At 65.4% G+C, this 10712-nt stretch carries 9 protein-coding genes; 7 read left to right on the plus strand and 2 right to left on the minus strand.

Annotated features, from left to right (window positions below; genetic code table 11):
* The first annotated feature begins 65 nt into the window (after nucleotides 1-65).
* The 4 genes from PMI42_RS00560 (at nucleotide 66) to PMI42_RS00575 (ending at nucleotide 5968) form a co-directional block, all read left to right on the plus strand.
* Complete coding sequence (locus tag PMI42_RS00560) at nucleotides 66-1355, plus strand: DUF1963 domain-containing protein (protein ID WP_008129540.1); 1290 nt, start codon at nucleotides 66-68, stop codon at nucleotides 1353-1355.
* Nucleotides 1356-1452: 97 nt separating this feature from the next.
* Entirely contained in the window at nucleotides 1453-2685 is a 1233-nt protein-coding gene (locus PMI42_RS00565) for a rhodanese-like domain-containing protein (RefSeq protein WP_008129542.1), read from the plus strand.
* 291 nt (nucleotides 2686-2976) lie between these two features.
* Nucleotides 2977-4221: a phosphoglycerate dehydrogenase gene (gene serA / locus PMI42_RS00570; protein ID WP_008129543.1), complete on the plus strand. Its 1245-nt coding sequence runs from the start codon at nucleotides 2977-2979 to the stop codon at nucleotides 4219-4221.
* A gap of 85 nt (nucleotides 4222-4306) precedes the next feature.
* Nucleotides 4307-5968, plus strand: a complete 1662-nt coding sequence (locus tag PMI42_RS00575) for a tannase/feruloyl esterase family alpha/beta hydrolase (protein ID WP_008129544.1) — start codon at nucleotides 4307-4309, stop codon at nucleotides 5966-5968.
* Between the two features lie 45 nt (nucleotides 5969-6013).
* Here PMI42_RS00575 and PMI42_RS00580 read toward each other — a convergent pair whose 3' ends face one another.
* Together PMI42_RS00580 and PMI42_RS00585 are read right to left on the minus strand one after the other, a co-directional pair.
* Entirely contained in the window at nucleotides 6014-7633 is a 1620-nt protein-coding gene (locus PMI42_RS00580) for a DHA2 family efflux MFS transporter permease subunit (protein WP_008129545.1), read from the minus strand.
* Nucleotides 7581-8828 carry an HlyD family secretion protein gene (locus PMI42_RS00585; protein ID WP_008129546.1) on the minus strand — a complete coding sequence of 416 codons (1248 nt, stop codon included), beginning with the start codon at nucleotides 8826-8828 and terminating at the stop codon, nucleotides 7581-7583. Before PMI42_RS00585 ends, PMI42_RS00580 begins: the two co-directional genes overlap by 53 nt.
* A gap of 157 nt (nucleotides 8829-8985) precedes the next feature.
* Between PMI42_RS00585 and PMI42_RS00590 the strand changes: the two genes are divergently transcribed.
* The 3 genes from PMI42_RS00590 to PMI42_RS00600 form a co-directional block, all read left to right on the plus strand.
* Nucleotides 8986-9594, plus strand: a complete 609-nt coding sequence (locus PMI42_RS00590; protein WP_008129547.1) for a TetR/AcrR family transcriptional regulator — start codon at nucleotides 8986-8988, stop codon at nucleotides 9592-9594.
* Nucleotides 9595-9641: 47 nt separating this feature from the next.
* The gene (locus PMI42_RS00595) at nucleotides 9642-10103 is read left to right on the plus strand and encodes a MarR family winged helix-turn-helix transcriptional regulator (RefSeq protein ID WP_035964131.1); all 462 of its coding nucleotides are present in this window, start codon (nucleotides 9642-9644) and stop codon (nucleotides 10101-10103) included.
* 10 nt (nucleotides 10104-10113) lie between these two features.
* Nucleotides 10114-10712 (plus strand): enoyl-CoA hydratase-related protein (locus PMI42_RS00600; RefSeq protein WP_008129549.1); only part of this gene is annotated, 599 nt, incomplete at its 3' end.

Genomic DNA, 10712 nt, shown 5'->3' on the forward strand with positions numbered 1-10712 from the left:
TTGTCGGCGGTTTTGCGAAATGGTTCGATCCGTCAGATACACGCAGAAGTCGTGGGACGATCCTGATGGCGCTATCCGAACGAGACGAGCTCGAAGAAACGGCGCTGCCCGCGGTGATTGTCAGACGCAGTGACCTGCCCGTGCCGCTCGCGCACCCGGCGCGGAGCTTTTTCGGTGGACTCCCCAAGTTGCCCCCGCAGCTTGAGTGGCCGACGGCGGAGGTCCGGGCGAACGAGACGTTGGAAACGGTTGCGCTCACATTCGTGGCCCAAATAGACCTGACCGACGTGCCTGGCTCCGGCTGGTCGCCGCTTCCGAAGCGGGGCACGCTCTATTTCTTCTGCAGTTCGGTGTTCGTTGGAGAAGGGCGTCCACCTTGCCGCGTTCTCTACAGCACTGCCGACGGCGGTGCGTATCCCGACCGGGCGCCACCGCCAAATCTCATGCCGCTGGCAGGCACTGACGGCGACGCTCAGGTCAAGTGGCTCGATCCGGCCCTGGATTTCCATTCCAGGGTCGAATTCAAGTACCCGCTTTCGTTCCGGCCGTTCCGCGACTTCTACTTTCGCGACGATGCGGTGGGAGGCGAGCTCATGATCGAGGAATTACGCAGGGCGTTGGGGCCGGGTGAGCCGCCGGAAAGTGATCTGCTTCAATTCCGAAGCGCGGCCAAATACGAGAAAGACGCGGATTGGCCCTTCAACTGGCTTCTCATCACCTATGTGGTTCGGTCGGTCCTGGCGCACGTCCTGCGCGATCAGAGGCTTGGGTACTACGGCAAGCCGCTTGCCGACGAAGCGGCGGTGGAATTGAGGCGCCTTCATGCCGGTGCCATCGGATGGATCGAGCGTTGCCGAGCCTTGACGCCAATGGATGACGTTGATCCAGACACAAAGCAGGCCTTCAGGTCATGGTGGCTCGACGTCGTGCAGGCCTATGAGAAGATGAAGGGCCAGGTACGCACATATGACACCGAACTCGCGGCGGACCTGGGCAATGCCATCAATCACACGATTCGTTGCATGGCGACCGAGGCAGTCGATGCGTCCGAAGACGCCCCTTTCAGCTACGTTACAAATCTCGCGCGGCAGAATCATTGGAAGACGCCGACCGTGGACGACGGGCGGCGGCGCCATTTCAGAACAGCGCTTCATCAGATGATGGGATATGGCAGCGGCCCGCAAGATGCGACCGAGGAGCATCTGGAGGATATGTTGTTGCTCCAGATACAAGGCGATCTCGCGTTTCTCAATTGGCACTCCGATGTCGGCGGTGTGCTTCATTTCTGGATTGATCGGGATGCTCTCGATCAACGTGACTTTTCGAAAGCCGTCGCCACCTACGAGTGCGACTAGTCGGATCTTTGCGCGGCGAACTTGCTTCTCCGATACGGCTAGCCAACACGACCGCAATGGTTCAAAAGCTTCCGGCTCTCTTCTCAAGGTCTGCGCCATGAAGCTTCCCACCGTCACCCCCGCCGATATCCGCCGCGCGCTGCTGCTGCGCGAGGAGATCGCGCTGCTCGATCTCAGGCACGAGGCCGGCTTCGCCACCGGCCATCCCCTGTTCGCCGCCAATATGGCTTTGGGCCGGATCGCGATCGAGGCCGAGGTGCGGTTGCCGCGCAAGGACGTGGCCGTGGTGCTCTATGATGACGGCGCGGGGCTGGTCGCGGCCGGCGCCGAACGTCTTGCCGCGCTCGGCTACACCAATGTCCGTGCACTCGACGGCGGCCTGAAAGCCTGGCGCGATGCCGGCTATCAGGTGTTCGAGGATGTCAACTCGTATTCGAAGGCGTTCGGCGAGCTGGTCGAGGCGCGGCGGCACACGCCGTCGTTCAGTGCCGACGAGGTGGCAAAGCTGATCGCCGACAAGGCCAACATCGCCATCCTCGACGTCCGCCGTTTCGACGAATATGCGACCATGAACATTCCGGGCTCGGTCAGCGTGCCCGGCGCGGAGCTTGTGCTGCGGGCGGGGCAGGCCGCGCCCGATCCCGAAACCACCATCATCGTCAATTGCGCCGGGCGTACGCGCTCGATCATCGGCACGCAGTCGCTGATCAATGCCGGCGTGCCCAACAAGGTGCGGGCGCTGCGCAATGGCACCATCGGCTGGACCCTGGCGCGGCACACGCTCAATCACGGTGCCGACCGGCGCGGCGCGATCGGGCCGTTCGAGGGCGGCCCGGCCAATGCCCGCGACGTCGCCTATCGCGCCGGTGTTCGCCATATCGGTGCGAGCGAGGCGGCTGAACTTGCCGCGCAGACCGATCGCACGCTCTATTGTTTCGACGTGCGCGACGCCGAGGAATATGCGGCCGGCCATCTTGCGGGCTTCCGCCACTATCCCGGCGGCCAGCTCGTCCAGGAGACCGACATGGCCGCCCCGGTGCGCGGCGCGCGCATCGTCCTGACCGACGACAAGGGCGTGCGCGCCGACATGACGGCGTCCTGGCTCGCGCAGATGGGCTGGGAGGTCTATGTGCTGGAAGGCGGTTACGACAGCGCCCTTGAGATCGGCCCGCCGCTCGTGCTGCCCAAGCCCGACCCGGCGCATCGCTACCGCCGTCCCTATGAAGGCACCGACGTCGCCGAACGCGCGATGCAGGCCTATCTCGACTGGGAATATGGCCTCGTCGAGCAGCTGCGGCTCGACGGCACGCACGGATTTTACGTGGTTTGAGGCTGATGGCAAAACGGCCCGGGGGCTACTCCATCTCCGTCACCCTGAGGTGGCCGCTTCTTTAGCGGCCCTCGAAGGGCGACGGCCCGGCTGCGGCCGTTCATCCTCCGAGGCTCCCCACGCGACGCGTTGCGCCGCGTGGCTCGCACCTCAGGATGACGGAGCTGGAGGTGGTGGGATGCCACGCACATCTAGCCCCCGCGCCATCTTCTCCCCGTAACCAAACCCTATTGTGCTGGGCCTCGTCCGCGGTCTATGAGCTGCGGCAAAGCCGCCATTTCAGGAGATTCCATGCCAGCCCCAGGCCAAAGCCCTGAGCGGAGCGCGAAGGCGCTGCTGCTCGAAGGCGTCAATGACAGCGCCGTGGACCTGTTCAAGAGCGCGGGTTTCACCAATGTCGAGCGGCTGACCAAGGCGCTGGACGGTGAGGATCTACGCAAGGCGCTCAAGGGCGTGTCGCTGCTCGGTATCCGCTCGCGCACCCAGATCACCGACGAGGTGCTGGAGGCCGCCGACGGATTGCTCGCGGTCGGCTGTTTCAGCGTCGGTACCAACCAAGTCGATCTGCTGGCGGCGCGCAAGCGCGGCATCCCCGTGTTCAACGCGCCGTTCTCCAACACGCGCAGCGTCGCCGAGCTCGTGATCGGCGAGATCGTGATGCTACTGCGGCAGATCTTTCCGCGCTCGGTGTCCGCCCATGACGGCGGCTGGGACAAGTCGGCGACCGGCAGCCGCGAGGTGCGCGGCCGCACCCTCGGCATCGTCGGCTACGGCAATATCGGCTCGCAGCTCTCGACGCTTGCCGAGGCGATGGGCATGCGCGTGATCTACTACGACCGCACCGACAAGCTCCGCCACGGCAACACCGAGCCGGTCGAGAAGCTCGAAGAGCTGCTGGCGCAGAGCGACGTCGTCAGCATGCACGTGCCGGAGACGCCGGAGACATCAGGCATGATCGGCGAGAAGCAGCTGCGCGCGATGAAGCCGGGCTCGTTCTTCATCAACAACAGCCGCGGCACCGTGGTCGACCTCGATGCGCTTGCAGGCGCCCTGCGCGACGGCCACATCGCCGGCGCCGCCGTCGACGTGTTTCCGGTCGAACCGTCCTCGAATTCCGATCGCTTCAAGAGCCCGATGCAGGGTCTCGGCAACGTCATCCTAACCCCGCATATCGGCGGCTCGACCGAGGAGGCGCAGGAGCGCATCGGCGGCGAGGTCGCGCGAAAACTGGTCGACTATTTCATCACGGGCTCGACCATGGGCGCGGTGAATTTCCCGGAGGTGCAACTGCATCTGCGCCCCGCCGGCGCGCGCTTCAGCCACGTCCATCGCAACGTGCCGGGCATGCTGCGGCGGCTGAACGAGGTCTTCCTCCAGCGCGACATCAACATCGTCGCGCAATATCTGGAGACCGCGGGCGATCTCGGCTACGTCGTGCTCGACGCCGATCTGGCCGGTCAGGATTCGGCCACGCTGCTCCAGCAAATCCGCGCCCTCGATGGCACGGTCGGCGCCCGGCTGGTGTTCGAGCATTAACGAGCTGCATTGACGGCCGGCCGGAGGTCGCCTTCAATGCGGCCTCCGGTCGGAACGAACGAGAACAATAAAGCAGGGGGAATCGATGGCGCGGATGCGTGCGAAGGTCTGTGCGTTGCTCGTGGGTACGGCGGCTGCGCTGAGCGCGAAGAGTGCGTCCGCCGTGACGCTGGCGGAGGATGCGGACACGGTCTGCAAGGGCCTCGCCGGCGGCGCCGATATCGTGAAGATCGATTCCACGGCGCTGCTGCCGCCCTCGCCGCTCGTTGTTGCGGAGCGCGGGCCGACGCCGTCAGGGCGCGTCACGCCCGCCAATCCGGCCTTCTGCAAGGTGCTCGGCCATATCGAACCTGCCGATCCGAAGGCGCCACCGATCAAATTCCAGGTCAATCTGCCCGTCGAATGGAACGGCCGCTCGCTGCAATATGGCGGCGGCGGCTTCAACGGCGTGCTGATCACCGGCCTGGCGCTGCCGCCCGCCTATCCCTTCGACAAGCCGTCGCCGCTCGCGCGCGGTTTCGTCACCTATGGCACCGACTCGGGCCACGAATCGAAGCCGGGCGAGCCGCCACAGGTCTTCGCGCTCAACGACGAAGCTTTCGAGAACTTTGCCCATCGCGCCTACAAGAAGGTGCGCGACGCGGCCGTTGCGCTGATGGAGCGCGCCTACGGCAGGAAGCCGGAAAAGATGTATTTCATGGGCTCGTCCGAGGGTGGCCGCGAAGGCCTCACCATGGCGCAGCGTTATCCTGACGATTTCGACGGCATCTTCGCGCGCGTGCCTGTGATCAACTGGGTCGGCTTGCAGCACGCCGGCACGCGTTCGGGTCTTGCGACCATGGGAGAGGGCTGGATCAATCCGGCGCAGGTGAAGCTCGTCGGCGATGCGGTACGCGCCGCTTGCGACAAGGCCGATGGCTCCGACGACGCACTGGTGCAGGATCCCGTGGCCTGCAAGGCGGCATTCAAGGTCGAGACGCTGCGCTGCCCGGCCGGCAAGACCGGCGATCAATGCCTCACCGACGCGCAGATCAAGGCGATCGATACGCTGCACGCGACCTATAAATTCCCGTTCGCGCTTGCCAACGGGCTCGACGATTATCCGGGGTGGGGCGTTTCGGGCGAAGACACGCCGGCGGTCGGCCCGACCGGCGGCTGGGTCGCATGGTGGCTCGGCACCGCGCCGCCGGCGCAACCGCCCGTCCCCAACAACGGCATCGCCTGGATCTACGGCGCCGGCGGCATTCAATATGTGTTCGCGCGCGATCCCAAGCTCGACGTCACCACCTACAGGGTGGAGGACCACAAGGTGCGGCTGCTCGAAGTCTCCAGCCTGATGGATTCGACCGATCCCGATCTCAGCCGTTTTCGCGGACGCGGCGGCCGGCTGATCATGCTCGAGCACATGGCGGACTACGCGCAGAGCCCGTACGCCGGCATCCGCTATTTCGAAAGCGTCGAGCGCAAGCTCGGCAAGGCCGAGACGGCCGAGTTCGCACGGCTCTACACCGCCCCCGGCGTCGATCATGTCGGCTCCGGCGCGCCGGCCAATGTCGACATGCTGAGCGCGCTGGTCGACTGGGTCGAGAAGGGCAAGGCGCCAGGTGATTTGGAAGTCACCGAGCAGAAGGTCGAAGCGCCGTCATTCGCAGTGCTTCGCGCGCTGCCGCTGTGCCGCTGGCCGGCCTGGCCGCACTACAAGAGCGGCCCGGTGACGGAGGCGGCGAGCTTTGGCTGCGCGCCGTGATCCTTCACCTCTCGCCGTAAGAACGGGGAGAGGGAGAAGAAGAGCCTAATGCGCGCCGCCCCCACCGCCCGCCGCCTTCACCCGTCGCGTCAGCAGCACCGCGATCGCGGCGAGCACCAGCACCGCGCCGATCACCGCAAAGGCGTCGGAATAGCCCATCACCAGCGCCTGGCGCTTGACGGTCTTGCCGAGTGCGATGATGGCCTGCTCGCGCGCGGCGTTGGGGTCGGGCACGCCGTGGGCCATGAAATAGTCAGTCATCTGCGCGATGCGGCTGCGGACCTCTTCGCGGCCGAGCGTCACCGACTCGCCGATGATGTTGGAGTGGAACTGCTCGCGCTTGGTGATGATGGTGGCGAGCGTCGCGGTGCCGATCGCGCCGCCGAGATTGCGGAACATGTTGCTGATGCCGGAGGCCGCGGCCGCATCCTGCGGCGCGATGCCGCCCGTCAGCACCGAGGTCAGCGGCGTCAGCACCATGGCCTGGCCCACCGCACGCACGATGTTCGGAATCCAGAGCTGGTCGCCGGCATAATCCGGCGACATCGCCGTGTTCATGAAGCAGCTATAGGCGAAGATCAGAAGGCCGGTGATCGCGATATAGCGCGTGTCGAAGCGCTGCATCAGCTTGGGGATCAGCGGGATCAGCACCAGCTGAGGCAGGCCCGTCCAGGCCAGCACGTTGCCGATCTGCTCGGCATTGTAGCCCTGGGCCTGGCCGAGATAGGCCGGCAGGATGTAGACCGATCCGAACAGCGCGAAGCCGACCATCGTCATCGCGACGGTGCCGAAGCCGAAATTGCGTTGCGTCAGCAGGCGGAGCCGGATCAGCGGCTTCTCGATCGTGAGCTCGATCGTGACGAACAGCGTCAGGCTGACGGCTGCAATGATCGCCAGCTTGACGATGGCGGGCGAGGAAAACCAGTCATCCTTGTTGCCTTCCTCCAGCACCGCCTGGAGCGCCGACAACCCGATCGCCATGGTGACGATGCCGGCCCAGTCGCCATCCTTCAAAAGGCCGAGCTGCATCTTCTGCTTTTCCAGCGTCAGATAGAGCGCCGTCACCATCACGGCAGTCGGGATCACGTTGACGAAAAAGATGGTGCGCCAGCCGTAGGTCTCCGTGAGATAGCCGCCGATGGTGGGGCCGATCGCGGGGGCAAAGGTGACTGACAGCGCGAAGATCGCGAGGCCGACCGGCTGCTGCGGCTTCGGCAGCTTGGTCAGCACCAGCGTGAACGCCATCGGGATCAGCACGCCGCCGGCAAAGCCCTGCAAGCCGCGCATCGCGATCATCGACGGCAGGTCATGGGTGAAGGCGCAGGCGACCGAGAACGCCGCGAACAGCGCCGCGCTTGCGATCATGTAGCGGCGGAACGAGAACACGCGGCTGAGATAGTCGGTCAGCGGGATCACGATGATCTCGCCGATCAGATAGGACGTCGAGATCCAGGAGCCGTTGTCGGCGCCGGTGCCGATGCCGCCCTCGATGTTGGCGAGCGAGGCGTTGGTGATCTGGATGTTCAGGATCGCCATGAACGAGCCGATCATGGCGGCGAGCACGGCGACCCAGACCGCTGCGCTCGCGCGGTTGGGATCGGCAGGTGCGCGATCAGGCGTCGCGGCCGGTGTGGCTGGCGTCGAAAGTGACAGGCTGTTTGACATGGCACGACCCTCCGGAGACGAGCTTCGCTTTGGGCGCCGCGGCCGCATTCGCCGTCGGCGCGCCTGAACGTGTTGCAATGGTGGGGATCACCGACATGCCGGGCCGCAGCGCAATCGCGGGTCCGCGCTCGGCATCGAGCGCGATCTTGACCGGGATGCGCTGCACCACCTTGGTGAAATTGCCGGTGGCGTTGTCGGGCGGCAGCAACGCGAACTCCTGGCCGCTGGCCGGCGCGAGGGAATCGACATGGCCGTGCACGATCTGGCCGGGGAACATGTCGACCTCGATATCGACGGCCTGTCCGGCCTGCACGTGGGTGAGCTGCGTCTCCTTGAAATTGGCGACGACATAGGCGCCATCCGTCGGCACGATCGCCATCAACTGCGTGCCCGCCTGCACGAACTGGCCGACGCGCAAGGAACGGTTGCCGACCACGCCGTCGATCGGGGAGATCACATTGGTGTAGCCGAGGTTCAACTCGGCCTGCTGCTGGATCGCGGCTGCACGCGCGGCGGTGGCCCTGGCCTGCACGATCTCGGCCTTGAGGAGATCGACCTGCTTCTGTGCGGAGATGAGGTTGGCGTTGTCGCGCGCGATCGTGGCGTCCGCGCCGGCGTCGCGCGCCTGAGCCTGTTGCGCGTTCTGCACGCTGCCATAGCCGGTCTTGGCGAGATCGCTGTAGCGCTTGTTTTCCTGCTCCGCGAAGGTCTTCGCGGCGGTGTCGACATCGATGGTCGCCTTGGCCGCGGCGATCACCGCCCGCTGAACCTCGAGCTGCGCCTCCTTGCTCGTTATCGTGGCATTTGCTGCGGCGACGTCCGCACGGGCCTGATCGAGCGCGACCTTGAAGTCGCGGTCGTCGATCCTCGCCAGCACCTGGCCGGCCTTCACATGCTCGTTATCGGCGACCAGGACGGCGTTGAGATAGCCGCTGACCTTCGGCGCGATGGTGGTGTTGTCGGCCTTCACGTAGGCGTCATCGGTGGACACGAGGTACTGGCCGACAATGAGATAGTCGTAGCCGTACCAACTGGCCCCCGCCAGCGCGAGCGCCGCGGCCCCCGCCAGCAACAGCTTGCGAAGATTAAGTTTTTTCCGGCTGGCGTCGGTCGTGGCGCCGGGCAGGACGCCCTCCAGCGCGGGTGCCACGACGGCGGTCTGGGCGGCAGCGGATGGGGTGGTGTGGACGGTCATGGCCGGCTCCCCTGAATTAGGAAACTTGATAATTTCCAAAATGAGATTAGCTTCGGAATTGTCAATGGAATGACAGGCGTCATTTAAAAGCATGGCTCGGGTAAAATCGGACAGTGCAAGGCCGGAAAGCGAGTGCCGTCCACGTGGACGGCCGCCGGTGCGCAGCGACGAGCAGACGAAGCAGATCGTCATCGAGGCCGCACGACACGCTTTCGCGGTCGAAGGCTACGCTGCGACCAGCACCGAGGAATTGGCGCGTGGGTCCGGCATCTCCACCAAGACCCTCTATCGGTTGTTTCCGGGCAAGGCGGCATTGTTCGAGGCGATGTGCGCGGACCGCCTCGACAGGCTGCTCTCCGACGTCAATCTTCAGGCCAGCAACCAGGCCGACATCGAAACCAGTCTGGCCGCCGTGCTGGTCGCCTGCGCCGATCTCGCGCTCGATCCGGAGGTGGTGGCGCTGCAGCGCATGGTGCTGCAGCAGTCGGCCACGTTCCCCGACCTTGCGGCGAATTTCTACAGGGATGGCATCTCCCGCACTGCGGCGGCGCTCGCAGGCTGGCTCCGCGACCAGGTCAGGAAGAAACGCATCGCGCTCGATGACGTCGATGAAGCTGCCGGCATGATGATTGGCATGATGGTGTCGGCGCCGCAGCGTGCGGCGATCTATGCCAGCCTGACGCTGCCCTCGCGCAAGGAGATCGAGCGGCGGGCGCAGGCATGCGCCGCGATCCTGCTCAACGGCTGTCGCGGGCCGTCGCGTTAGCGACCGCGGGCTTTGACAGTCCGGCGCAGTTGGGCTATCTATTTCGCATGCGAAATAATGGCGCCGCTACGAGGCATCACCGGCTGATCTATCTCTTGAGCGTCGCACAACGCCGCTTGCAGCGCTGGATGGCCGCGCAGCCCGAGAGCGAGGTGACGCCGGCGCAGGCGGGGCTGCTGTTCATCCTCGGCAGGCAGGACGGCGTCCTGATGGGCGAGGCGGGTGCGGCGCTCGACATGGGGCCGGCCGGCATTTCCGGCCTCGTCGACCGCACGGCGGCCGCAAAACTGATCGAGCGGCGCGCCGACCGCGAGGACGGACGTGCCTGGCGGGTATGGTTGACCCCGAAGGGACGCGCCGCGCTGGCGCAGGCAAAGAGCTCGGCCGCCGAGATCAATGCGGCGCTGACGGACGGATTTACCAGTGCGGAGATCGACATCGTCGCGCGCTGGCTGACCAGCATTCAGGACAAGTTTCCAAGAGATACTTCAAGAGACCCAGAGGAATAAGGAGAGAGCGATGACCGAGCATGTCCGGATCGAGAACAACAACGGAATTCTCACCCTCACGCTGGCACGGCCCGACAAGAAGAACGCGCTGACCGACGCGATGTACGGCAAGCTTGCCGATAGCATCGAATCCGCCGAGTTCGATCCGTCGGCCCGCGTGATCCTGATCCGCGGTGAAGGCGACATGTTCACCGCCGGCAACGATGTCGGCGAGTTCGCGGCGGTCGCCGCCGGCAAGTCGGAAGGCAGCCGCAACGTCATCCGTTTCATCCAGTCGCTGGCGCGCTGCACCCGTCCGCTGGTTGCCGCCGTGCAGGGCCGCGCCGTCGGGGTCGGCACCACCATGCTGCTGCATTGCGACCTCGTCGTGCTCGCCGACAACGCGCAATTGTCCACCCCGTTCGTCAGCCTTGCACTGGTGCCGGAGGCAGCCTCCAGCCTGTTGATGCCGGCCCGCATCGGTTATGCCCGTGCCTATGAGATGTTCGCGCTCGGTGAGACCGTGCCGGCCAAATCCGCGCTGGAATGGGGGCTCGCCAACCGCGTCGTCCCGCTCGACAAGCTCGACGCCGAGGCCCTTGCGCTGGCGCAGCGGCTCCCCCGCCAGCC

This window comes from Bradyrhizobium sp. YR681, from assembly GCF_000282615.1.
GTDB lineage: Bacteria > Pseudomonadota > Alphaproteobacteria > Rhizobiales > Xanthobacteraceae > Bradyrhizobium.